General features: G+C 48.5%; 19 protein-coding genes. 15 read left to right on the top strand and 4 right to left on the bottom strand.

The annotated features are described in order from the left end of the window. Positions 1-93: 93 nt before the first annotated feature. The 9 genes from AABK39_RS17875 to AABK39_RS17915 all read left to right on the top strand — a co-directional run bounded on the left by AABK39_RS17875 (position 94) and on the right by AABK39_RS17915 (position 10831). On the top strand, positions 94-927 hold the full coding sequence (locus AABK39_RS17875) for an ABC transporter ATP-binding protein (protein ID WP_338392678.1): 834 nt from the start codon (positions 94-96) through the stop codon (positions 925-927). Further along, positions 920-1777: a hypothetical protein gene (locus tag AABK39_RS17880; protein ID WP_338392679.1), complete on the top strand. Its 858-nt coding sequence runs from the start codon at positions 920-922 to the stop codon at positions 1775-1777. Before AABK39_RS17875 ends, AABK39_RS17880 begins: the two co-directional genes overlap by 8 nt. An 11-nt stretch (positions 1778-1788) precedes the next feature. Continuing rightward, positions 1789-2163, top strand: coding sequence for a GntR family transcriptional regulator (locus AABK39_RS17885; RefSeq protein ID WP_338392680.1), 375 nt, complete (start codon positions 1789-1791; stop codon positions 2161-2163). Then, the gene (locus AABK39_RS17890; RefSeq protein ID WP_338392681.1) at positions 2153-2803 is read left to right on the top strand and encodes a hypothetical protein; all 651 of its coding nucleotides are present in this window, start codon (positions 2153-2155) and stop codon (positions 2801-2803) included. The genes AABK39_RS17885 and AABK39_RS17890 overlap by 11 nt, the downstream gene beginning before the upstream one ends. Positions 2804-2921: 118 nt before the next feature. Further along, entirely contained in the window at positions 2922-4058 is a 1137-nt protein-coding gene (locus tag AABK39_RS17895; RefSeq protein ID WP_338392682.1) for an efflux RND transporter periplasmic adaptor subunit, read from the top strand. Then, positions 4055-7222 carry an efflux RND transporter permease subunit gene (locus tag AABK39_RS17900; protein WP_338392683.1) on the top strand — a complete coding sequence of 1056 codons (3168 nt, stop codon included), beginning with the start codon at positions 4055-4057 and terminating at the stop codon, positions 7220-7222. Before AABK39_RS17895 ends, AABK39_RS17900 begins: the two co-directional genes overlap by 4 nt. Continuing rightward, a complete protein-coding gene (locus AABK39_RS17905) occupies positions 7219-8541 on the top strand; it encodes a TolC family protein (protein ID WP_338392684.1) in 1323 nt (440 codons plus the stop codon). Before AABK39_RS17900 ends, AABK39_RS17905 begins: the two co-directional genes overlap by 4 nt. Positions 8542-8656: 115 nt before the next feature. Next, positions 8657-9199 (top strand): Spy/CpxP family protein refolding chaperone, encoded by a 543-nt coding sequence (locus AABK39_RS17910; protein ID WP_338392685.1) that lies wholly within the window; start codon positions 8657-8659, stop codon positions 9197-9199. A 360-nt stretch (positions 9200-9559) separates the two neighbouring features. Continuing rightward, on the top strand, positions 9560-10831 hold the full coding sequence (locus AABK39_RS17915) for a porin (RefSeq protein WP_338392686.1): 1272 nt from the start codon (positions 9560-9562) through the stop codon (positions 10829-10831). 221 nt (positions 10832-11052) lie between these two features. On the opposite strand, the gene AABK39_RS17920 is transcribed toward AABK39_RS17915, so the two are convergent. From AABK39_RS17920 to AABK39_RS17935, 4 genes are all read right to left on the bottom strand, one after another. Continuing rightward, positions 11053-12513 (bottom strand): IS5 family transposase, encoded by a 1461-nt coding sequence (locus tag AABK39_RS17920; protein ID WP_338392687.1) that lies wholly within the window; start codon positions 12511-12513, stop codon positions 11053-11055. A gap of 242 nt (positions 12514-12755) precedes the next feature. Continuing rightward, the gene (gldJ, locus tag AABK39_RS17925) at positions 12756-13967 is read right to left on the bottom strand and encodes a gliding motility lipoprotein GldJ (protein ID WP_338392688.1); all 1212 of its coding nucleotides are present in this window, start codon (positions 13965-13967) and stop codon (positions 12756-12758) included. 200 nt (positions 13968-14167) lie between these two features. After that, positions 14168-17533: a transcription-repair coupling factor gene (mfd, locus tag AABK39_RS17930; protein WP_338392689.1), complete on the bottom strand. Its 3366-nt coding sequence runs from the start codon at positions 17531-17533 to the stop codon at positions 14168-14170. 23 nt (positions 17534-17556) lie between these two features. Then, the gene (locus tag AABK39_RS17935; RefSeq protein WP_338392690.1) at positions 17557-18006 is read right to left on the bottom strand and encodes a hypothetical protein; all 450 of its coding nucleotides are present in this window, start codon (positions 18004-18006) and stop codon (positions 17557-17559) included. Positions 18007-18185: 179 nt separating this feature from the next. On the opposite strand from AABK39_RS17935, the gene AABK39_RS17940 reads away from it, so the two are divergent. From AABK39_RS17940 to AABK39_RS17965, 6 genes are all read left to right on the top strand, one after another. Further along, the gene (locus AABK39_RS17940) at positions 18186-19211 is read left to right on the top strand and encodes a radical SAM/SPASM domain-containing protein (protein ID WP_338392691.1); all 1026 of its coding nucleotides are present in this window, start codon (positions 18186-18188) and stop codon (positions 19209-19211) included. 252 nt (positions 19212-19463) lie between these two features. Beyond that, a complete protein-coding gene (locus AABK39_RS17945; RefSeq protein WP_338392692.1) occupies positions 19464-20579 on the top strand; it encodes a sensor histidine kinase in 1116 nt (371 codons plus the stop codon). 222 nt (positions 20580-20801) lie between these two features. After that, positions 20802-21731: a malate dehydrogenase gene (mdh, locus tag AABK39_RS17950; RefSeq protein WP_338392693.1), complete on the top strand. Its 930-nt coding sequence runs from the start codon at positions 20802-20804 to the stop codon at positions 21729-21731. A gap of 209 nt (positions 21732-21940) precedes the next feature. Then, a complete protein-coding gene (locus AABK39_RS17955) occupies positions 21941-22405 on the top strand; it encodes a MarR family winged helix-turn-helix transcriptional regulator (RefSeq protein WP_338392694.1) in 465 nt (154 codons plus the stop codon). A 95-nt stretch (positions 22406-22500) separates the two neighbouring features. Continuing rightward, positions 22501-24903: a 3-hydroxyacyl-CoA dehydrogenase/enoyl-CoA hydratase family protein gene (locus AABK39_RS17960; protein ID WP_338392695.1), complete on the top strand. Its 2403-nt coding sequence runs from the start codon at positions 22501-22503 to the stop codon at positions 24901-24903. A 36-nt stretch (positions 24904-24939) separates the two neighbouring features. After that, positions 24940-26109 (top strand): acetyl-CoA C-acyltransferase, encoded by a 1170-nt coding sequence (locus AABK39_RS17965; RefSeq protein ID WP_338392696.1) that lies wholly within the window; start codon positions 24940-24942, stop codon positions 26107-26109. Positions 26110-26190 lie beyond the last annotated feature (81 nt).

A 26190-nucleotide genomic window follows, 5' to 3' on the forward strand; every position in this document is an offset into this window, starting at 1 on the left:
ATTTAAAAATAAAACAAGACCACACTTGCTTTTCAAAGATTAAACCCGAACATTTACACTGTACTGGTTAAGTAGAACACTAAAACAATATTCATGTTACAAGTCAATCAGCTGAACTACGCTTACAAAGCCGGTTCGCCTATTTTTAGAGACTTGACTTTTTCTTTGTGTGCGGGAAGCATTGTGGGACTTTTGGGAAAAAACGGAGAAGGAAAGACAACTCTGCTCAGCCTGTTGGCCGGGCTCAAGCGCCCGCACGGCGGCGAACTTACGGTAAACGGGCACAACCCCGGCAAACGGCAACCCTCGTTTCTCAGCTCGATCTACTACTTGCCGGACGAGGCCGAACCCGGATTTTCCTCGCCACAAGATTTCGTAAAAGCGATGGCGCCATTCTACCCGACCTTCGACACCAAAATAATGGCCGAGCTCACCGAGACTTTCGAATTGCCCGAAGCGCGGAAATTCAGCCATTGGTCGTTCGGTCAGCGCAAAAAGTTCCAGATCGCCTTCGCACTCGCTACCAAGTGCAAAATCATGCTCTTCGACGAGCCGACCAACGGGCTGGATATTCCTTCCAAAGCCATCTTCCGCAAAGTGATGGCCGGCACGCTTGACGAAGACCAGCTGGTAATAATCGCCACGCACCAAACCGCCGACCTGCAGAACCTCATCGACCGGGTGATGATTCTGGAACAAGGCGACGTTAAGCTCAACGAGGAACTCTTCGATCTTGAGGCCAAGTACTTTTTCGGCCAAGGCCACCTGCCCGAACATCTCGACTGCGTATACGCCGAGGAAGTCCCCAACGGCCACAAATACATGTGCGCCTCCGCCGGCGAAAGCTCCACGGTGGATCTAGAACTTTTATTCAACGCCACAATCAACGGCAAACTCGAATCTTCTAAAGCTTACGCAAATGGATAATACTTTTAATTTTAAACGATTTGGGCGGTTGCTGGCGATGGAGATTCGTCCGAATCTTAAATGGATAGCACTGGCGCTTATAATCTTCACTGGCTTCGCTTTCATGTTCTATGGATTCCCTATCAAAAGCGCCATTGAAAGGCACCTGAACGCTTTCAGTCAAAACGATATGGCTAAAGCGAGCAAAATTCTCGAGACTTTACCTTGGACTATCAAAGAGCAAGTTGAACGCTATTTTCTCTCGTCTCTTTTCATCTTTGGAACCCTAATCGCAGGAACAGCATTTTCCTCTTTCCGCAAGGAGAACAGTACAAAACAATACCTTTTGGTCCCTGCAAGTACTTTGGAAAAGTTTATAAGCCAGGTAGTTTTTCGTCTTGTACTTTTTATCCTTTTATTCCCTGTTCTTTTTCACTTACTCTCGGACTTAGTCATATACACTATGTCTTTAGTGTATGAGGACTTTCAATTTAAAGCATACTCGTTCTTCGACAGCAGTCTTTGGAAACGAACTTATAGAATGGATTATCACTTCTTCATAAAGTCTTTTCTTGCCTCAGTCCCGATCTTATACTTTACTTTTCTTTTTTGGGGTACAGTCCATTTTGGAAAAAAAGCTTTACTTAAAAGTCTAGCCGTTGTTGCCATCTTTATTATTCTATTCAATTGGGGGGACTATATGTATATGCACTCAGGCATTAAGCGCTACGAAATGGGAATTGAGCATACTTCGATGATATTTTCCCAAGCAGAATCTTCAAAAGCCATCTTGCCACTATTCATCACCTGCTCATTCAGCATCGTCTTGATTTGCTCCGCTTATTTCAAGCTTAAAGAAAAAGAAGTATAACCTTAACGCTTATGGAATTCCAAACGACAAAAGGCATCTATCTACAGCTGGCCGATACGATCAAGGAAAGGATAATCAGTGGAGAGTACAAGGCTGGCGAGAAGATCCCCTCCGTACGGGAATTCGCGTCCAAAATGGGCGTAAACCCAAATACTATTATGAGAACTTTTGGAGAACTACAAAGCCTCAGCATCATAGAAAATAAACGGGGCATAGGATACTTCGTGAAAGAAGACGCCAAAGACAGCATTTTGCAAGAAAAGAAGGCGGAGTTCTTCGATAAAATAATTCCTGAATTTTTACATCAAGCACGCTTGATCGGAATCACGGACAAAGAGATCTCTCTACACTTTGCCCAATTAAAAAATGACCATAATGAAGACTAGCAACAAACTCATTCTATATTTCATAGGAGCTCTTTTTGTTTACTTTTTCGCTGGGTACACTGAACTTATTATAAAAGGTGAAAAAAAAACTAAAGCCTCACTCTATGCGCAAATATTTCGTCATCAAACCAAAGACAAGCACCTTAAAGTAATCCGTATAGAAGGTAACAAGTCACCAATAGAGATTTACACTAAAAACTCCGATAACGAATTTATCTCACAAATCCATTACGAACATAAAAACGAGTTTTTAGCCCGGAAATACTTTAGCCAAACAGTTCAAGGCGACACAATAACACTCAAGTTTACATCTAACTCCCCTTTGGATATAGCCAAATTTGTTATTCCCAAAGGCTATGGAATAAGAGAAATCATAGCCATTGATTCCCAGATCAAACTCCACGCTTCACTGTCAAAGGAATTAAAGATCACTCTCAAAAACGCTAAAGCCACCGCCGGAATTAACGATTTATATTGGACCTCCCTTTCTATTGATGCTGTTTCTAGCTCAATAGATTTTGAACAAAGCGATATCAGCACTCTCCGCTATAATCTTGCTGACGCGACTTTAAACCTTAAGGCTTCCGACATCAAATCGGAAAAAGGTACGCTTGACAACACCTCTAAACTTTTTTGGTAATAACCTCCACCTACCGTTTATGCCCGGATCGCTCCCGCGTTTCGGGCTTTTCTTTGCGAACAAATTCCCCGTTCCACTTTTTATAAAAGGGATATCGTAGTGGTATAGCGGAAGAGGGATGAAACGAAAACTGATGGTGATCGCCGGCCTGCTGGTTCTTGTCGGCGCTTTTTTTACGATGCAATATCTGGCGGGGCTCAAAAAACCGCCCAAAAAGAAAACGCCCGTCGAGAGGCAACGCTCCGTCCCCACCCTATTGGTCCATCCGCAAACCGTACGTACCAGCGTGCCCGTTTTAGGGAAAATAAGGGCGATACAACGTGCCGAAATCTACGCCGAAGTCAACGGGCGGATGCTCCAAACGGCCAAACCCTTCCGCGAAGGCATACGTTACAGCAAAGGCGAGCTGATGGTTTCCATCGACCGGCGCGAGGCCGAAAACAACCTCAAGGCTCGCAAAAGCCAGCTGGCCACGCTTATCCTGCAAATGCTCCCCGACCTAAAGCTGGACTATCCCGACAGCTACAAACGCTGGCGCGATTATATCCGGGATTTCGACGTAAACAAGCCCTTGCCTCCCCTGCCCGACGCCAAAACGGATAAAGAAAAGTATTTCGTCTTCGCCAAAAACATCAAGACCACGTATTTCGAAATCCGCTCTCTGGAAATCCAACTGCAGAAATACGCCATCCGGGCGCCCTTCAACGGCGAACTGATCGAAAGCAATATCGAGCCCGGCACTTTGGTCCGCACCGGCCAAAAACTCGGCGAACTGATCGGCACAGACAATTTCGAGCTTACAGTATCGCTCCGCCTCTACGAAGCCGAACAACTGAAAAAAGGCGACAAAGCCGTTCTAAAATCCGAATCCGGACACATGAGCTGGACGGGCACAGTGGTCCGAGTCAATTCCTCAATAAACGAAGCCACCCAAAGCGTGGAAGTTTATATCAGCCTGCGGGGAGCGGGCCTGAAAGAAGGAATGTTCCTAACCGGCCGTGCCGAAGCGCAATCGGTTCCCAAAGCCGTGAAGATTCCGAGAAAAGCCCTCCGCAACAATGAGGTATTCTTGCTGGAGAAAGGAAAAGCCACACCCCACGCCGTCCATATCGCCCAAATAGACGGCGATTCGGCCGTAATTCAGGGGCTTCCCTCCGGAGCCTTGTTGGTACTTGACAATACGGGACTTCGGAAAGGCTCGGAAATCACCGCCTTGGAAACGGGAAAAGAGCAAGACAAAAAGGGGAAACGATGAAAAAGATCGTCAGCTATTTTATCAAATACCCCATCGCCGGCAACCTGATGATCGTGGCCGTCCTTTGGCTCGGCTACCTCTCCATGCGACAAACCCGCGCCACGCTGAGTCCCGCCGTCGAGCCCGGGTTTATCAAAGTACAGGTAGTCTATCCCGGCGCTTCGGCCGAAGAGGTGGAAAACGGCGTTGTCCAGAAAATAGAAAACGCGCTGAAAGGCACCAAGGGAATCGATAAAGTGACTTCGGTATCCAGCGAAAACTCCGCCTTTATCACCGTCGAGGCCGAAAGTGGCTACGATATCAATGTTCTTTTGCAGGAAGTCAAAAACGCCGTCGACGGCGTGAACTCTTACCCTTCGGGAATGGAAAACCCGGTGGTGGAAAAGTGGACGTTCTCGGATAAAGCCGTAGACTTCGCACTGAGCGGAAACGTGGATTTGGCCACACTGAAGACCTACGCCCAAAGAGCGGAAAACGAACTGCTCAACACCAAAGACGTAACGGACGTGGAGCTTTCCGGCTTTCCCGACGAAGAAATCGAAATCGCCCTCCGCGAAGCCGACCTGCGCCGTTTCGGCCTTACTTTTAACGAAGTAGCCCAAGCCGTCCGCCGTTCCAACATCGACCTTACCGGCGGTACCATTCGCGGAGCGGAAGAAGATCTGATGATCCGGACCCGCCAAAAGAAATTCTACGGAGAAGAACTGGAAAACATCGTGATCCGTGGCAACACCATGGGCGGAATCGTCACACTCAAAGACGTGGCCGACATCAACGACGAGTGGGTCGACTCGCCAAACCGCTTCTACGTAAACGGCAATCCGGCGATCCGCATCCGGGTCAATTTCACCGATACGGAAGACGTAGTGGAAATAGCCCGCCAAGTCCGGGAATTTATTGCCGAATACAACGAAAAGCACAACGACGTCAAAGCCTCCGTCCTGCTCGACCGCTCCGAGGGCATTTCCATTATGATGGATATTCTGCTCCAAAACGGCGTTCTGGGTATCGGCTTGGTTCTTCTGTTTCTGTCCCTGTTCCTCCATCCCCGTTTGGCCTTTTGGGTTGCGTTCGCATTACCCATCTGTTTTATGGGCATGTTTATGATCGGCGCGGCCTACGGCATCACCCTCAACGGCGTCTCGCTTTTCGGCCTGATCATCGTAGTCGGAATTTTGGTCGACGACGGTATTGTGATCTGCGAAAGCATTTATCAGGAATACGAAAAAGGAAAACCCCGGATCCGCGCCGCCATCGACGGCACGATGAAAGTCTTGCCCGGAGTCTTCTCCGCCGTACTGACCACTATGGTCGCCTTCGCCACTTTCTTTTTTCTGGACGGAATTCTGGGCAAACTCTTCGTGGAATTGGGTGTAGTTGTGATCGCTACTCTGCTATTTTCCCTATTGGAAAGTTTCACCACGCTACCCGCCCATATCGCCAACTCCAAGGCTTTAAAACCGGTAACAAAAACCCGAAAAGAAAGTGTCGGCCAACGGTCGTTAAAAAAGGTCCGGATCGCTATTTACGAACCTCTGCTTCGCTGGGCCATGCGACATCGCTTTGTCACACTTTGTATGCCCGTCGGCATTATGATGATCACCATCGGCGCCATGCAAGGCGGCATTATCCGCCTGGGCGACACTTCCGCCGATGATCTGGGCGCCGCCACCGTAACGCTTGAAATGCCGCCGGGCACTTCCGAAACCGTCACTCAAAAATATCTGGATCTTTTGGAAGAAAAAGCCCGGGAAACCTCCGTGGAATTCGACGCCCGAAGCAAAGACAACGAAGCCGTAAAGTTTATAACCGAAAGCATCAAAGGCACCAACGCCGGCGAAGTCTCGGCCTATTTGGTCAATACCGACGAACGGGATTTTACTTCGGAAGAGTTCGCCAGCGCTTGGCGCAAAAAAGTAGGTGAAATCCCAGAAGCCGAGAAAGTCAACTTCGCGAAAGAAACTCGCTACGGCAAGCCTGTCTTCCTAAATATTTCAGGCTACAACCTAGAGGAACTGACGGAGGCGAAAGAATATCTCAAAGCTGAACTAAAACAGCTTTCCGACCTGAAAAATGTGGAAGACGACGACGTCTTGGGCACACGGGAAGTGGAAATCACCCTGAAACCCAAAGCCTATTTGCTGGGCATCACATTGGAAGAGGTTATCTCGCAAGTGCGTCAAGGCTATTTCGGAGAAGAAGCCCAACGCCTAACCCGCGGAGAAGACGAGGTGAAAATATACGTGCGGTACAAAAAAGAGGAAAGAGCCACGGTCGGGCAACTCGAAAACATCCATATCCGCCTGTCGGACGGGCGCGAGGTCCCGCTTTCCGAAGTCGCCAATATGCGTTTTACCCGAAGCCTAGTCTCCATCAACCATCTAAACGGCAAGCGCAATATCGCCGTAATGGCGGATTTGGCCAGCAAACAAGCCAACCTCAACGATATCAAATCGGAAATCGACAACCGGATTATTCCCGAGGTCGAAGCCAAATATCCCGGAATCAGTATTATCAAGGGTGGCCGGGACGAACGCCTGAAAGAAACCTACGACTCAATGCTCAAAGTCGTGCCGATTATCGTTTTCATTATTCTGGCCATCGTGGTTTGGACGTTCCGTTCCGTACTTCAGGCCGGCGTTATCTTCCTGCTTGTCCCTCTGGGCATGATCGGCGTAGGCTGGGGGCATTTTCTGCACGGCTACGGCGTGGATTTGACTTCTTACCTCGGCATGGTCGCCCTAATCGGCGTCATGATCAACGACTCTATCGTTCTGGTCGAAGCCATGAACCACAATATCGCCCACGGGATGAAACTCAACGACGCCGTCTACGAAGCCGCCGTTTCCCGTTTCCGGCCCATTATACTGACCACGCTCACCACCGTTGTCGGCCTTATGCCGGCCATTTTCTTCTCCAATACGGATTCGGAGTTTGTAGTGCCGATGGCCATTTCCCTAAGCTACGGACTTATCGTTGCCACGTTCCTGACACTTATCGTTCTGCCTGTTCTTCTTCTGGTCGGAAATTCGGCCCGAAGAAAAATCATTTGGATTTGGACAGGAAAAAATAAAAGTCCGGAAGAAGTGGAGCCCGCATTACGTGGAATTCACATTGAAGAGGAAGCCAAAGAAAGCGAAGAGAAAGGAGGCGAAGACAAATGACAACATTTCTAAAAAAGTCATTCGGTTTGTTATTCCTCAGCCTATTCTCACTGGGAACAGCATTTTGCCAAACAGAGAAAAGTAAAAGCCTGCTCAGCTTCGAAGATGCCGTTTCGCTGGCTCTGGAGTACAATCTCAATATCAAAACCTTCCGGAACAACACAAAAATAGCCGACAACAACGAGGCCATCGGCAACGCTGGATTCTATCCGAAAGTGGACGCTTCCGGCTCATTTAACTACCAAAAAGGAACCGTCCAAAACCCGAACTTCGGAAAGCTGGAAAACGAATCGATGTCCACCTCAACGGGCATTAATCTAACCTATACCCTTTTCGACGGACTTTCGAACGTCAATACCTACCGAAAACTCAAAAACGAAAAAGATCTGGCCTCCGTCACCGAACGTTTCGATATCGAAAATGTGCTAACGCAATTGGCCAGCGCTTATTACCAACTTTACACCGCCGCCTCAAACTTCGATATCGCCAAAGAGGGTCTGAAGATCTCACAAGAACGGGTGGCCCGGGCCGAAGCCCGGTTCGAATTCGGCAACGACACCAAAGTCGCCGTACTCCAAGCCCAAGTCGATTTAAGCAATGACAGCCTGACATTACTCGACGCCAAACGCCAATACGATGAGCTTAAACACAACCTGAATATCTTTCTGGGCCGTTCCGCCACTGTTGATTTCGAGATCAGCATGGAAATCCCCGGCTTTAAAAAACTCGAACGCCTTAGCCTCCGGGAACAAACCTTGGCCGAAAACGCCCAATACCTCCAGTCCCTGCGACAGCTTAAAATCAGCAAACTCGACAGAAAGATCATTAATTCCACCAAAATGCCCCGACTGGATTTCAACACGGGTTACAACTGGAACCAAGTCGCGGATTCCTTTGACGTGGAGTTCGACGACCCTTCCGGCAATTACTCCGGCGGGCTCACCCTCTCTTACAATATCTTCGACGGAAACCAGCAACGCATCCGCAGGAAGAACGCCAGAATACAGGTGATGAACGACGAGCTTCAAGTCGCCAATACGCTTTTACAGATCGAGCGGGACTTGGAAAACGCTTGGACAGTCTACCAAAACAACCTCTATAAACTGAAAGTCCAGCGAAATAACTTAGCGGTGACCGAAATCAACTTCGAACAAGTAAAAGAGCGTTACAACCTCGGCCAACTTACCGCCACCGATTTTCGAGAAGCGCAATTAAACCTGCTCAAAGCTCGTAGCAACTTGGTAACAGCCCAATCCGAGGCAAAATTGGCAGAGGTGGAATTACTCCGGCTTTCGGGACAATTAGTCAAAGTTCAATAGTCCAAATTTACCTGCAGAATAATTTTTACATTTTTTAACATCTCCCCTGATTAAACCTCTGACTCTCACCCGCGTCAAAGAGCCAAACAAAACGAAAACACAAATTTAAGATACTATGAAACGTACATTCGCATTTATCCTATCGGCTCTTCTCAGTGTTCCTTTCTTTGCCAACGCTCAGGAAATGCCCGCTCCTCTAGACAATGAAGATGTTCCTGCGGAACTTATCGCCAACCGCCCGGAAGCGGGAACGAAAGGCAAGAAAGACTTTCGCCGTAAGGGGCGTGACAAGTTCCAAAGTCTTGAGCTTACGGATGCCCAAAAAGAAAAGCTCAAGCAAATCAAACTCGACGCTATGAAAGAATCGCAACCACTGCGTAACAAGCAACGGGTATTGAAAGCCGAACTCGAAAGCCTTCAGGAAGCCGCCAAGCCGAACTTGAGGTCAATAAACAAAAAAATTGACGAGCTTTCCGCCAATATGGCTGCGATGATGAAAGTAAGAGCGGCTTCTCGCCAAGCTATTCGCTCTGAGTTGACAGAGGAACAACGCCTAAAATTTGACGCCATGGCCGGAAGGGCCAAACATAAAATGGCCGGAAAAAAAGGCAGGGGACATAACAAAGGCAGAGGGCATGGCGGTTCTCATAAACGATAATATTTCCTTTTCAGTTACCGTATCAAAAAGGCTATCCTTCCCGGATAGCCTTTATTTTTTGGACTCTTTTTCTATAACAAAAAATATCAAGACTCCAATAATCATATTATAAACCCATATTTTACTTATTACGGAAAAAAAACACGTTAAATTCAAACAATTAACGTTTACTTAACGGATAATTCCTCATTAGATAATCTTGTAGGAATATCTTCGCCAAAAAGAGGATATATGTTATCTATTATTTCCTTGATGATTATTTAATCATCTAAATAAAGAACGACAAACGATCAGGGAAAATTGAGCGTTTTTCATATGCTGGTTTTCACTGTAAACAACGCCATACCTACGAATATTGAAATGAAAAGATGTTTATCCTGGTTTGCGGGATTCCTGTTGCTGACATTTATCAGTACGGGTGTTTTCGCAACCACAACCGAAAAAATTCCTACCGAACCAGATTCCACAAAAAAAACAGACGTTTTAAAACCTGTGGATCAAATTGCCAACTTGGCGTGGTTCAAAAAACTCAAAATCAACGGTTATTTCCAATTACGTTACAACGGCGCTTTCCAGACTAGCGATGAGCTGAGAATCGACCAAGCGGACAAAAATATTGAAGGCGATCCCGGATTTTCATTCCGAAGGGCCCGTGTCAAGATTTCGGGGTTCGTGACCGATAAAGTTTATGTGTACGTCCAAAGTGATTTTGCCGGAAGCAAAGTAGTCCTCAAAGACGCCTATTCTGACCTTTATCTTAACAATGACAAGACCTACCGTCTGCGCTTCGGATTGAGCAAAGTGCCTTACGGATTCGAGAATATGCAGTCATCCTCCAACCGTTTAGCGCTTGACCGGGCCGACCCGACTAACAGCGCTTTTAACGGAGAACGGGACATGGGCGTAACTTTTTTCTGGACGCCAACAATCGTTAAAGAACGTTTCAACAGAATCAAAAGAGAAGGCCTCAAACACTCCGGCGATTACGGAATGTTTGCTCTTGCAGTTATCAACGGACAAAACACTTCCGACCCAGACGAGAACAAATACAAGCACATTGTCTCTAGGCTGACATATCCTTTCGAGTTCTCCAACGGACAACTTGTAGAAGTCGGTATCCAAGGAATGATCGGAAAGTACACTCCTTTCGATTCCAAAATCGCAGAAGACGTTAAAGTGGGAGAAAACGGAGAAGAGCAAAGCTGGGCCGGCGATTACGCTTTCAATGACAGACGCGTGGGAGCAAGTTTCGTTATGTATCCGCAACCTTTCGGCCTCCAAGCGGAATACAATATTGGCGAAGGCCCGGAGTACGATCCAGAGTCTAACACAATTAAGGAAAAGCCTTTGCACGGCGGATATATCCAAGCCATGTACCGTGCGGAAACCTCGCATGGCGTGTTCTTCCCGTTTGTCAAGTGGCAACGTTATGACGGTGGAAAAAAATTCGAGCAAGATGCCAGAGCCTACAAAGTCAACGACTTTGACATAGGTATGGAGTGGCAGATCAACAAAGCGATCGAACTAGTGGGCATGTATTCTTTCATGGATAGAAAATACGCCGACTCAGTGGATGGTTCCGACGAATTTGCGGGTAGTATGCTTCGTATGCAGTTGCAGTTCCGCTTTTGATCGGGATAAACAATCTTATTTTTCATAAAGGGCCATTAGGCCCTTTTTTCGTATCCAACAAATCACTAAGGAAGGATAAAGAGTTATCCATTAGGCATAAATCCCTCCATACGGCGTATTGCGCCATCACTTATACCAAGACCAAACACCTGCCTATATTAGGGTTTACTGAAAAAGCCCAGGGGCCTACCCGGCTAGGATATTGGCCAGGCAGTCCTTTCCTATTTCTTTTCGCTGTCTTGAAGCCATGTTCCGTATTTCCAGCTCAGGAAAACAAGGTCAAAAAAGATTTCGCTCTGAAATCTTTTCAAGTTGGACACGAAGAAAATGCAGGCGATCCATGAAAGCGAAGTGTCCGCTCTCCTTGCCTGTATTTTGTCCAATCCGTGTCCCCGTTTCACTTCCCCGAATTTTCCTTCCGCCCTGCTCCGGTGCCGTTGGTGAAGCGTCCGGTTTTCCTTGCGTTCCCTGATTTTTTCGGGACTTGAGGGAGGCCTTCCCAACGGGGAGCCCACGAATTCCACACCCGCGCCGGACATGGTCTGCCGGGCGTTCCTGTTTCCGTAAATCTTGTCCCCGACGAATTTGCCGAGCTTCATTTCCGGGTTTCTCTCCCCGAAACTGTCGATGTGCCCGCGGATCACTTCCGCGTCACCCTCGTAGTAAGCGTCCCATTGCGCCTTGTCCAGATAGGAATAGCCTTCGTGAAGGCTTACGGACAATTTGGCGCCGAACTCGGTGTCGCTTCCGTTTTTGCCCCGGACTATCGGCCGGACATGGGGCTGGAAGACGTTCACGATGCGGCCGTCCACCCTGTTGGCACCGGTCTCCAGCATGAGCGACTGTTGCCTGGCGATTTCGTGAAGCACCATCAGAATCTTCAAAAACCTGCTTTTTAGGCGTATAACGCCCTTGTTGGCCTCTATGAGGCTGTCGATATGCCGTAGGTTCCGTTCCAGATAATTCAGCTGTCGGCGTGCGCACACGCGCCAGAATTCGGCTCCTTTCCTCTTTTTTCTCGTCGCCCCGACATATTCCCTATGGGCTTTATCCCGGTAAGTCCGGGGCTTTTTGGATAAACCGGAATCCCTGGCGACGGGCCAAAGGAGGTCGATGATTTTCTCCGACTGCACCCTCGCCGTAGCCAACAGCCCAAGGTCCGTGGGGTATGGAATCTCTTGCGGCGCCACCGTCGCGTCGCAGGAGACAACCCGCTTGTCATCTTCGGCGTCCCCGGAATGCCCGTCTTTGGACCCTTCATCCCGATCGCCCTCCGCAATACGGATCCCCTCGTGTTGCAAAAGCGAACTCATCCTGTTAAAATCCCCGTACCCGAGCCGCTTGCGGACCGTCGTGAACAGCGAAGGGTCAAAGGCCTTTTCCGTGGTGAACGAGCCGAGTCCCACGAAATACTGGAGATACGGATTTTCTTTGATTTGTTCTATCGCCTCGGCGTCCGAAACGTTCAGCTTATGCTTCACGATCAGCGCGCCGATGACCAGCCGGGCCGGTTTGCACGGACTGCCCTTGCCCGTCGACATTTTCGATTCGTAGACCAAACCCAATTCCGCCCAGGGGATGGAGTTGGCCAACTTCACCCATCTGTTTTCCGGGTTAAGGCGCCCTATTTCCGGGTCCAAAAAACCTTCTATACTCAATTGCGAGGAACTTGTCTTGATCATAGGTGCAAGGGAAAAAATGCTCTCAGTCCTTTCTATGGCCAATTTACGAATATTCCCTGTGCTTTGGAAAGGGAAACAAGCTACCTAATCCACTGATAATCTTGTGGTTTTTACTTTTTCAGTAAACCCTATATTATCACAAGCGCCATTCCTTTAGTTACTGTATAGACACAAAAAAACCGGGCATTAGGCCCGGTTTATATATTCTGAAATGTCAGATAAACTCTTGTGGTCGTAATCTATTAACGCTCGTCAGAAGTACCGATACGTCCAGCACTAATCATAGCGCAACGGAAACCAATAGTCGATGTACTAGAATCCTGAGCCATGAAACGGCGTGTACCAGGAGACAACCAGTAAGCGACATCTTTCCAAGAACCGCCTTTGTAAACTCTTGATTTGTTATTGATCATAGAGTTATGTGACTTATAGTCATAACGCGTTTCCTCGTCACGAACATCTGAGCCCCTGTACGGGTTCAAATCGTCCATATCTTGGAACGACAATGGACGGTACATATCGAGACACCATTCGTTTACGTTGCCCGCCATGTTGTAAAGACCGAAATCATTCGGAAGGTAAGCGTAAACTTGGGCCGTAATCATAGCGCGGTCATTCAACTTACCGGCGATACCAGCGTAGTCACCTTTACCCCTACGGAAGTTGGCCAACATCTGTCCTTGCTCTTTTCCGTATGGGTTACGAACAGCGTGTCCGTCCCAAGGATATTGACGTCTGTGCGTCTGGTTCTCGTCTTCGTAAGTTGTACCAATTTGAGCGTAAGCGGCATATTCCCACTCAGCCTCGGTAGGCAACCTGAAAGCCGGCAATACCACACCCGATTCCAAAGGAACACGTCCTCCATCGGTTGGCACTTCCACTCCCTCGTCTTCAGCAAGACGATAGTTCACAAAATTCGTTCTCCAAGTACAGTAGTCCGAAGCCTGCTCCCAAGTAACACCGACTACAGGATAGTAGCGGAAGCCCGGGTAGCGCAAGTAATGGTCCACATACTGGTCATTGAAAGCCAAATCGGAAGCCCATACCGTAGTGTCAGGCAACGTACTGTTGATAAAGGCCCTCGAAGAGTCACTTTGCTCCACATAGTGCATGTACTCCAACCAATGCAAATTGGTAATCTCGGTCATGTCCATGTAAAACGAAGCTACCGACACCGTTCTTTCGCGGTTGTCGCGAAGGTGCATCACATCTTCCTCGTACGACCCCAAAGTAGTCCGTCCGCCCTCTATGAACACCATGTTCGGAGCATGCGGCTGCCCTCTGAAGTCCTGTACCTGGAACCCGTCGTCCTCGTTGTACTCCATGCCGGTCACCGTACTCATCGGCCCCGGATGTTGCGCCGTGCGGTGCCCGGACCCTCCGCACGAGGCTAAAACAGCCACGCCAAGTGCGGCCATGAGGCCTGACCGGATCCTACGCCATGAATTTCTCATAACTGACAATTTTTTATTCAATACCCTGTAAATGTTCACTAATATAATGAGTTAATGCCTTGATACCAAGCTTTGTGATTATTCGAATGTTAAATGTGCCTGTCGTTAGTGTAAGCAAATGGCCCTGAAAACCTTTTCCGGCCCCATTATCACAAGTTTCCGAAAAGCACAAAATTGAATTATTTGACGCTAAGTGGCAATCAATCCGCTTGTATATTTTCAAAAAGGCCTAATGCCTCATCTACGTCGGTCACCTCTTGGACAACCAACATTGGGCGCCCTTTCAACTCTTTTAATTTTGACTTTTTTGGATTCTTTTGAACAAAAGACAAAATCTTTCCAAAAACAGGCGATTGGAAATACGTGTCATGTTTTTCCGAAACGAAATATCCTCGCATCACTCCGCCTTTCATCGTGAGCCTTTCAAAACCCATCGACTGGGCTTGCCACCTGACCCGAATTGTTTTCACCAAATCTTCCACAGGCCTAGGCAACTTTCCGAAACGGTCTTTAAGTTCTTTTACAAACTCATCCAACTTGTCTTTTTCCTTGATTTTATCTAATCGCGTGTAAAGTCCCAAGCGTTCGGCCGTATTGGAAACGTAATCCTCTGGAACTAAAAGCTCCCAATCCGTCTCGACGTTGCAATCCTCCACAAAAGGTTTCGGCTTCTCTTCCTTTTTCACCTCATTGGCAAACAGCTCTTTGAATTTGGTTTCTTTTAATTCTTTAACGGCTTCGTCCAATATTTTATGATACATTTCGAAGCCTAAATCAGTAATAAATCCACTTTGTTCGGCTCCGAGCAAATTTCCGGCGCCCCTGATATCCAAGTCGCGCATCGCCACTTTGAATCCGTCACCGAGATCGGAAAACTCTTCTAGCGTACTGAGCCTTTTTCTAGCCTCTCCAGTCATAACAGAAACCGGCGGTGAGAGCAGGTAACAAAAGGCCTTACGGTTTGAACGCCCGACCCGCCCGCGCATCTGGTGAAGATCGGACAAACCGAACATGTGCGCTTGGTTGATCACAATCGTATTGGCGTTCGGAATATCCAAACCGGACTCGATGATATTTGTCGAAACTAACACATCGTATGCGCCATCGATAAAATCGACCATCACACGCTCCAACTTCGCCCCTTCCATTTGGCCATGGGCCACCGCTATCCGAGCATCAGGCACGAGACGTTTGATCAGCGCCCCTATTGACTCGATATCCTCCACGCGATTATGTACGAAAAAGACTTGTCCGCCCCTTCTCAACTCATAGCTGACGGCATCTCTGACAACCGCTTCCCCAAAAGTGTGAATCTCCGTAGTAACGGGCTGACGGTTTGGTGGCGGAGTGGAAATAACGCTAAGGTCGCGGGCGCCCATTAGCGAAAAGTGTAACGTTCGTGGAATCGGAGTGGCCGTGAGCGTCAGGGCGTCCACATCCACCCGCATCTCCTTGAGCTTTTCCTTTACTTTGACTCCAAACTTCTGTTCTTCGTCAATTACCATCAGACCCAAATCCTTAAACTTGACGTCTTTGTTAGCCAAGCGGTGCGTTCCGATAAGTATATCGACCTTACCTTCCGCAGAATCGGTCAAGATTTCCCGAACTTGCTTGGCGGACTTAAACCTGTTAATGTATTCCACCCTCACGGGAAAATTAGATAACCGTTCGGAGAAAGTACGGTGATGTTGCATAGCCAGGATAGTCGTCGGAACCAGAACGGCAACCTGTTTGCCGGAGGCCACAGACTTGAAGGCGGCCCGGATTGCGATTTCCGTCTTACCAAAGCCTACATCTCCGCAAACCAACCTGTCCATTGGGTGGGCCAATTCCATATCGGCTTTCACTTCCTTTGTGGCTTTGGCTTGGTCCGGAGTGTCCTCATACAAAAACGACGACTCCAACTCGGCCTGCATAAAATCGTCGGTGGGAAACGCAAAGCCGGGGGCGTTCTTGCGTCGGGCGTATAGCTTAATCAGATCATCGGCAATGTCCATGACCTTGCTCTTGGCTCGTTTTTTCTTATTGTTCCATTCTTGGGAGCCAAGCTTGCTCATCGCCGGAGGCACGCCCTCTTTGCCCGAATATTTGGACACTTTATGCAATGCGTGCAGACTCACATAAAGCAGATCGTCACCTTTATAAATTAGGCGGATGGATTCCTGCTTTCTGCCGTTCACATCCACCAGTTCAAGCCCTGCGAACCGCCCGATCCCGTGATCGACATGCGTCACGAAATCGCCGGTTTTCAGCGAACGAAGCTCTTTGAGCGTCATTGCCCGGGAGCGAGTATGTTTTTCTTTGGTTTTAAATCTATGGAATCTTTCAAAAATCTGATGATCAGTATAACAGGCTACTCCTTGGGTTTTATCCACAAAACCTGCCCGAAGGTCATTCCGCCCGATTTCAAATTTGGTATTGGGACTTATTTCCTCGAAGATTTTGCGCAATCTTTCCAGTTGTTTTTCCGAGTCCGAAACCAGAAACGTATCCAATCCTTTGGCGCTGTTTTCATCCAGATTTTCGGCCAAAAGCTCAAAATTCTTATTGAAAGACGGCTGAGCTTCCGCTTGCCTTTCGAAAACTTTGGAATGATCCAGATAAAACCGGTTACCGAACTCCACCCGCCTGAAATCAAGGGATTTTTTGGCGAAGGCATCAGCGGTTTCGTAAAGGTCTTCCGGAGACAACACGACCTGAGCCTCGTGCTTGGCGGTTATCTCCTCGAATTTTTCTCCCGCTTTCTCAAAGCTTTTTTCCAGCACATCCAGCGTCAGCTGATAATCTTTGAACCAAAGCACTGAGGATTCCGGGATAAAATCCAGAAACGATTCCCTGCGCTCTTCGGTAAGTTTAGTCTGAACGTCAGGGATCAAATCAAAACGCCCGACAGATTCGACCGAAAGCTGTGTTTCCGGATCAAAACTCCGGACGCTTTCCACTTCGTCCCCGAAAAGTTCGATACGGAAAGGAAAGTCCGCCGAGTAGGAATAAATATCGATAATGCCACCCCTGACAGCGAATTGTCCGGCTTCGTAAACAAAATCCGACCGTTCGAAACCATAATCGACCAACATCTCGCAAAGGAATTCGACATCGATTTCGTCACCTTCTTTTACGGTGTAAGTGTTCGTCTTAAGCGACCTTTTGTTGATCACTTTCTCAGACAACGCTTCCGGATAAGTGACCAACAACCAACCCCTGTCAAGGCGTTGGTTCAGTTCGTTCAGCACTTCCGCCCTTTGCAGTACATTGGCGTTTTCGGTTTCCTCCGGCCGGTAAGGCCTTTTGGCAGATGACGGAAAAAACAGCGTATCTTTCAGCCCCAACCCTCGCAAATCGGAATGAAAGTAAGCGGCCTCTTCCCTGTCATGAAGCACGAAGACGTGCCTCATATCCGAAAAAACCGAAGCCAAAGCCACGGCGGCGCAACTGTCCATCGATCCCACCAAGCCTTTGACAGCCGTATTTTTAGAATCTTCACGGAGAGCATGAGCAAACGACAATAATTCGGGATCTTCGGCGTAGCGCCGGATCAGGGTGTTTTCGGAATTTTCTTGGCTCATTTATTCAACAACAGTCCGACAGATTACCGGAGTTTCACTTTTCTCTTCACGTCTATAGGCACCTTAAAATTGATGCCGTAAGAGTTTGCCTTCACGTATCCCACAAAGCGCAACTCCGTACTCTTCCCTCCCAAAATGGACATTATGGAGCCCAAAAGGTTTTTCTCAACTTTCTTTTTGGAAAGCTTGACTACAAAAGGCACTTTAAAATCGCTTTCGGCTTTTATGTCCAGATCATAAGCCTTATCTATTCCCCCCCAACTTTCATTGCCCATCAAAACGTCAATTTTCACTTCTTTAAGCTTCACCGAACGCTTATTTGGATTATACAGCACTGCATCGGCTGTCAGCTCCACACTTTCATCATAGGAAACCGACAAATTCTCAATCTTCTTGAAAACAGGTGGTTCCGGTTTTATACAAGCCGTAAGGAACAGCGCAAGAAACAAACTCAAAAAGAAATTCCTATTCATACCAAATTCTGGTTGGTTCTTAGTGAAAGGAGATTAATCCAAAGGTCCAAAACCTGTAGAAAGAATGGCCACAAGACTCCCCGCCTAATATTTATAATGTTGAGAAAGTTAGAAAAATCGTGGGAAATTCGTCTTAAGAAGTCGATATTTTCCGCCACCCAAAACCAACCCGTTCCCATATGTACCTAAGCGCCCGGCTTCGCAACAACCTTAACTTCGCAAGCAAACTAACGCCAAAAAAAATTCTGAACGCAGTGCGCCTGTACCGTTCGTTTTTTATGTCTAAGCGAAAAGGCAAAGCGCTTCACGCCGGTATGCCCGCGGCCGTCTCGTTAGAGCCCACCACCTCATGTAATTTGCGTTGCCCTGAGTGTCCCAGCGGATTAAGGAGTTTCTCCCGACCGACCGGAATGCTCAAGCCAGAACTTTTCGAACAGGTTTTGGACGAACTCGCCCCTTTTTTGGTCCATTTATTTCTTTATTTTCAAGGAGAACCTTACCTCAACCCATCTTTCTTCAAAATGGTCAAATACGCACATGGAAAAAACGTGTATACGGCCACCTCTACCAACGCCCATTATCTTGACGAGAAACGCGCCAAACTCACGGTGGAATCCGGATTGGACAAGCTGATAGTTTCCGTAGACGGAACCACCCAAAACACATACGAAGGTTACCGGATTGGCGGGAGTCTTGACAAGGTGAAAGACGGAATATCCAACCTTGTCCGAATGCGGAAAAAGCTGAAATCGCACAAACCGTATATCGAAATGCAGTTCCTTGTCACGGGCAAAAACGAACATGAAATCCAAGATGCCCGATTGATGGCCAAATCATTAGGAGTGGATAATCTGGCCTTAAAGACGGCCCAGATTTATGATTATGAAAACGGCTCGGACCTTATTCCTTCCAATAATAAATACAGTCGTTACCGTAAAAACCCAGACGGAAAATGGAGCATAAAAAATGACTGGCCAAATGAATGTCTCAAAATGTGGACATCATGCGTCATCACTTGGGACGGGCAGATCACGCCCTGCTGTTATGACAAAGACGCCAAATACGGAATGGGGAATACCGACGGGAAAAAATTCTCGGAAATCTGGAATGGAAAGAAGTACGCCTCCTTTCGCCAAGCTATTCTGAACAGTCGAAAGTCTATCGATATATGCAGAAACTGTACCGAAGGGATGAAAACATTATGAAACGCTCTAGTCACTAACCAAAAAGACATTTCCAAAGCACTTAAAAAGAGAAAAAACACCTTTCCACACTTCCTGAGCTAAACCGATTCCAGCCCGGTCGCCCACACAAAGAAAACTATACTGGCCATTTACCTACATCCACTCACTGCATCACATACTAATATTTTCAACCGTTAATCTCATTGTATTTTTTTTACTATTCTTTGTTTTATATATTGTATCATACTACGACACCAGCCCCGCTCAGAAAGTATGAAACTATTGTTTGCTTTTTTTTTAAGCACCATCAGTCTGTTGCAGTTGCCTCTGGCTTCTGGCTCGCCACATGCGGGCGTTCACGATAAGGCGCCGGTCGCCAAACTAGAATGGCAACAGCAAGAAATAGAATCGCTAAAGAAGCAGGAACAAATCAACCAATCCGAGTTGCAAGAGCGCGACAACCAGGTCGGCGCCCTGTTGCTCAGTTTGGCCACTTTGGGCGCTTTGCTGTTCTTTTTGGCTCGTCAGAGCTATAGACAAAAGCGTATGAACCTAATGCTTGACCACAAAAACAAGCAACTAAAGACGCAACGCGTCATGATGCAACGCCATCAGAAATATCTGGACAAAAAGAACGACGAACTACTGCTCAGCAATGAAGCCCTGGAAGAACAAATCAGGGAAAAAAACGAAATCATCCGCATTGTCGCTCATGACTTAAGGTCGCCCCTCAACAATATTCTCGGCCTCAGCGAGCTTTTGGCCATGGACGACAACCTTTCCGTCGATCAAAGAAAATACCTCCAGATGATCCAAAAGGTCGTCAGTGACGGCGACGACCTTATCCAAAGGCTCTTGGATGCCGACGCTCTAGACCAAAAACATGTTACTCTGGAACTGAAGCAAGTAAACTTGGCGGCAATAAGCGATTCTGCCATCGAAAGCGAAGCCTCGCATGCCAGCCGTAAACGCATTACTGTAAATGTCGATTACAAAGAAGGTCCATTTATTATCGACACGGATCCCCGCCTGATCAAACAGGCCATCGGCAACCTTCTCTCGAACGCCATCAAATTCACCCCGCAAGGAAAAAGCGTGTCAGTAAGAATCCAGCGCACAGGGGAGCACATCACTTGGGAGGTTGAGGACCAAGGACCGGGAATTTCTCCGGAGGACAGAAAAAAACTCTTCATGAAATTCTCAAAGCTTTCCCCGCAACCCACGGGAGGGGAAAAATCCAGCGGTCTCGGGCTTTCCATCGTCAAAAAAATAATTGACCGCTTGGGTGGCGAAGTCCATTGTGAAAGCACCGAAGGAAAAGGCTCCGTTTTCAGCCTTCAAATCCCGCTCTCAGTATCCGTCGAAGCGAACCTAGTCCCCCACGCCTAATAAACCGTCCGCTATCTTCCCCACCTACATCTATATTATAATTGCCGAAATATCCAGAATTGTTGCTTTTCCCACTCAATCTGTCATTACTCCATAAAACAAGGGCCATATCATGGATATTTAGTGACCAAAATCATATCGAATCAGTTAGTTAAGTTGCACTCTTATTGGTAAGTTTGCTCTTAGTCAATGACGTTAAAATCCAAAAAAACACATACTGTTATGGCAAAAGTGACCGTAGTCGGTGCCGGTAACGTAGGAGCTACCTGCGCGGACGTTCTCGCTTACAGAGAAATCGCCAACGAAGTAGTTTTGGTTGATATCAAAGAAGGTTTTGCCGAAGGCAAAGCCCTTGATATCTGGCAAAAAGCACCTATCAACCTGTACGACACCCGTACTGTTGGTTCTACTAACGATTACTCTAAGACCGCGAACTCTGACGTTGTCGTAATCACATCAGGTCTGCCTCGTAAACCCGGCATGACCCGTGACGACCTTATCGCTACCAACGCCGGTATCGTTAAGAGCGTAACTGAAAACGTAATCAAGCATTCTCCTGAAGCCATCATCATCATCGTTTCGAATCCGCTTGACGTGATGACTTACCAGGCGCACATCACATCACAGTTCCCTCGCACTAAAGTAATGGGTATGGCTGGTATCCTCGATACCGCCCGCTACAGAGCTTTCTTGGCCGAGGCTTTGAATGTTTCTCCAAAGGACATCCAGGCTGTATTGATGGGCGGACACGGCGACACTATGGTTCCGTTGCCACGTTACACCACTGTAGGCGGTATCCCTGTAACTGAGCTCATCGACGAGGAAACTCTCGAAGCTATCGTTCAGCGTACCAAAACTGGTGGCGGAGAATTGGTTAAGTTGATGGGTACTTCGGCTTGGTATGCTCCAGGTTCGGCCGCTGCTCAAATGACTGAGGCCATATTGAAAGACCAGCGTCGCGTATTCCCAGTTTGCGTTAAGCTCGAAGGTGAGTACGGTATCGACAACTGCTACCTCGGTGTTCCTGTAATCCTCGGAAAGAACGGTATCGAGAAGATCATCGAACTCGACTTGAACGAGGACGAAATGGCGTTGCTCAAAACTTCTGAGAAGCACGTTAAAGAAGTAATGGACGTATTGGACAAAATGTAAGCCATACTTCCTGACATACAAAATATTTAGGCCCGCCATATGGCGGGCTTAATTTTTGCCCATACTTTTTTCAACTGATCATAAATTCTAATTCTTTTTATATAAAAAAATCATTTCTGCATATTTTTTGCAAACTGTTATGCATGCATAATATTATTCATTAACTTAAAAGACAAGCACTTAGGCCAATGACCTGAAAACCTACCGATATGACACGCGAAGAATCCGTTGATTATATCTTCAAATCCGTTTGGCACGCCATCTACCGCATGTACAACCAGCACGCCAACAAACACGGATTTACCACTACGGTAGGTTTCGTATTGCTGAACATCCATTACGAAAAAGGAACGCCCGCCACCAAAATAGCTCCGAAGCTGGGCTTGGAACCCAGAAGCCTGACCCGGATACTAAAATCCATGGAAGAGGAAGGGCTGATTCATAAGAAGAAAGATTCCGAAGACAAACGGACCGTCAACATCTATCTGACGGAAGAGGGAAGAAGAAAACGTGAGCTGGCCAAAGTGGGGGTCATGGGCTTCAACCAGTCCGTCCGGAAACTGATTTCTGACGACGAACTCGAAAATCTGCAACGGGTAGCCGGAAAAGTCTTTGAAGTGGTCCGCAATCTGGATTTGAGCGAAGAAACAACGCTCGATTCCCTGGAGGACTGACATCCTAATATTACGCATTCTGTTTGTGGGGAAGGATTAGAAGGGGAGAACTCTGTCTCTGTATCGAATAACGATCAATCATAAACCCAAACAAAATGAAAAGATCAATCCGGAAAGTGGCCGTCCTGGGCTCCGGCGTGATGGGCTCCCGCATAGCCTGCCATTTCGCCAACATCGGAGCGGAGGTGCTGTTGCTGGACATCGTCCCTAGGGAATTGAGCGAAAAGGAAAAAGCCAAAGGCCTGACGCTCGACAACCCCGCCGTCCGCAACCGCGTTACCGACGAGGCGCTAAAAACCGCCATCAAGACCAACCCGTCACCACTCTACGACAAGGCCTTCGCCAAAAGGATTACCACAGGCAATTTTGACGACCATATGCCGCGCCTCGGCAAATACGATTGGATCATCGAAGCCGTGGTGGAGAACTTGGCCATCAAAAAGTCAGTGTTCGAAAACGTGGAAAAGTACCGGACTCCCGGCACTCTTATCACTTCCAACACATCCGGCATCCCTATCCACATGATGGCCGAAGGCCGGAGCGACGATTTCCGCAAACACTTCTGCGGTACGCACTTCTTCAACCCGCCACGCTATCTCAAGCTTCTTGAAATAATCCCGACGCCCGAGACAGACCCTACCGTCATTCACTTCCTCGGCCAATACGGCGATCGCTACCTTGGCAAAACCGTCGTCCATTGCAAAGACACTCCCGCATTTATCGCCAACCGGGTCGGGATTTATTCCATAATGAAAGTCGTGCAGTCGATGAACAAGCTCGGCCTTACCATCGACGAGGTTGACAAACTGACTGGCCCCGTAATCGGACGCCCGAAATCCGCCACCTTCCGGACTTCAGACGTTGTCGGACTCGACACTTTGGCCAAAGTCGCCGACAACCTCTACCAAGCGTTACCGCATGACGAGGAAAGGGAAATATTCAAGCTCCCGGAAGTCATCGGCACTATGATGGAGCGCAACTGGCTTGGCGAAAAGACCAAACAAGGCTTTTATAAAAAGACCAAGGACGAAAAAGGCCAAAGACAAATCCTGACGCTTGATCTTGAGACGCTGGAATACCGGCCAAAACAGAAAAGCGCGTTCCCTACGTTGGAAATGACAAAGTCCATCGACCAAGTCAAGGACCGTTTCAAGATCCTTTTCTCTGGCCAAGACAAAGCCGGCGAGTTCTACCGCGATTCATTCTTCGGATTGTTCCGCTACGTCACCAACCGCATTCCCGAAATCACCGACCATATTTATAAGATAGACGAAGCCCTAAAAGCCGGCTTCGGTTGGGAAATGGGGCCGTTCGAAACTTGGGATTCAGTCAAGCCCAAAAAGATCGTCAAGGCGATGGAAGAGGCCGGTTACAAACCCGCCAACTGGTTCTACGAAATGCAGGAAGCCGGATGCGAGACGTTCTACAAAGTCGAAAACGGAGTCCGGAAATTCTACGATATCCAGAGCAAGTCTTATAAACCGGTTCCGGGCACTGAAGGCATGATTCTGCTGGACAATCTCCGCCAAAACAACGTTGTATGGAGCAACACCGGCGTTTCTCTCTTCGATATCGGCGACGGCGTACTCAACCTTGAGTTCCACACCAAAATGAATACTCTGGGCGGTGAAGTGATCGAGGGCATCAACAAAGCGATCGAGATTGCCGAAAAGAGCCACCGTGGCCTGATCATCGGCAACGAAGGGGCGAATTTCTCCGCCGGCGCCAACCTCGGGCTGATATTCATGAACGCCGTGGAACAGGAATTCGACGAAATCGACTTCATGGTACGTGCTTTCCAAAACTGCATGATGCGCGCCCGCTATTCCGATATTCCCGTAGTCGTGGCTCCGCATGGAATGACGCTTGGCGGCGGTTGCGAAATCACTCTCCACGCCGACGCCGTACAGGCTGCCGCCGAAACTTATATCGGCCTTGTGGAAGTTGGGGTCGGACTGATTCCCGCCGGTGGCGGAACCAAAGAAATGGCTCTCCGCACCGCCGATTCCGCCATCAAAGGCGATGTGGAATACAACCGTTTGCAAGAAGCCTTTATGAATATCGCGACAGCGAAAGTGGCCACATCGGCTCACGAGGCGCTAAATATGGGCATTCTTTCCGAACACGACTCGATCACCGTCAACAAAGCCCGACAGATCGCCGACGCCAAGATCAAAGTGCTCGAACTGGCCGAAGCCGGCTACACCCGCCCGGCCCCGCGCAACGACATCAAAGTCGAAGGCAGGGGAGGCATGGCGATGTTCCTGGCCGGAATCCACGGAATGCGTTTGGGCAACTACATCTCCGACCACGACGCTAAAATCGGCAAAAAAGTGGCTTACGTAATGTGTGGTGGTGACTTGTCGGCCCCTGCGGAAGTTTCTGAACAATACCTGCTCGATCTGGAACGCGAGGCTTTCCTTTCCCTAACGGGAGAAAAGAAAACGCTGGAACGGATACAGGCCGTGCTCCAAAGAGGAAAACCGATCCGAAACTAAACCGTCTCGCTTTTTTAACCCGAAAAAGAAAAAACAATGAACGCATATATTGTAAAAGCCTACCGGAGCGCCGTAGGCAAAGCGAAGCGGGGAGCCTTCCGTTTCATGCGCTCGGACGATTTGGCCGCCGAGGTCATCAAACATATGGTCGGGACTGTCGAAGGGCTTGAGCGGAAAGAAATCGACGACCTGATCGTCGGTTGCGCCGTTCCCGAGGCCGAACAGGGAATGCAGATCGGAAGAATGATTTCCCTACTATCGCTCCCGCAAGACGTTCCCGGAATGACGATCAACCGATACTGCGGTTCGGGACTTGAGGCCATCAACATCGCGGCCGCCCGCATCCACGCCGGCATGGCCGATTGCATTATCGCCGGCGGAACGGAATCCATGTCGCTAGTGCCGATGATGGGTTACAAAACGGCGCTAAACTACAAAGTGGCGGACCAACACCCCGACTATTATTGCAGTATGGGAATAACGGCCGAACAGGTTGCCCAGCAATACGGAGTCACTCGTGACGACCAAGACGAATTCGCCCTGAATTCCCACAAAAAGGCTCTTAAGGCTATCGCCGAAGGCAAATTCAAGAATCAGATCGTTCCGGTAACCGTCGAGGAGACTTATCTGAAAGACGGAAAAAAAGCCACCCGATCACAAACCGTGAACGCCGACGAAGGCCCGCGCGCCGACACTTCCCTGGAAGCTTTGGCCAAACTCCGGCCAGCCTTCGCGATAGGCGGTTCCGTCACGGCCGGCAACTCTTCCCAAACTTCCGACGGCGCCGCTTTCGCCTTGGTAATGTCAGAAGAAATGGTGAAACGCCACAACCTCGAACCTATCGCCCGCTTGGTCAGCTACGCCGCCGCCGGCGTCGATCCACGGATTATGGGCATCGGTCCTGTCGCTGCCATTCCGAAAGCGCTCAAGATCGCCGGACTCTCACTCAACGATATCGAACAGACCGAACTAAACGAGGCGTTCGCCGCCCAAAGCTTGGCGGTGATCCGTGAAGCCGGGCTTGATCCCGATACGGTAAACGTCAACGGAGGCGCTATCGCTCTTGGCCATCCTCTCGGCTGTACCGGCGCCAAACTTTCCGTCCAGCTTTTCGACGAAATGAAGTTGCGGAAGCAAAAGTACGGCATGGTCACCGCCTGCGTTGGTGGCGGTCAGGGCGTAGCCGGCATTTACGAAGTATTCTAACACTTTGACACTCCGCCCGGCGCATGAGCCAACCTGCGTCGGGCCCGCCTTTTCCACATACATAAACCCCGAATCGAAACT

Source organism: Fulvitalea axinellae (genome assembly GCF_036492835.1).
Taxonomy (GTDB): domain Bacteria; phylum Bacteroidota; class Bacteroidia; order Cytophagales; family Cyclobacteriaceae; genus Fulvitalea; species Fulvitalea axinellae.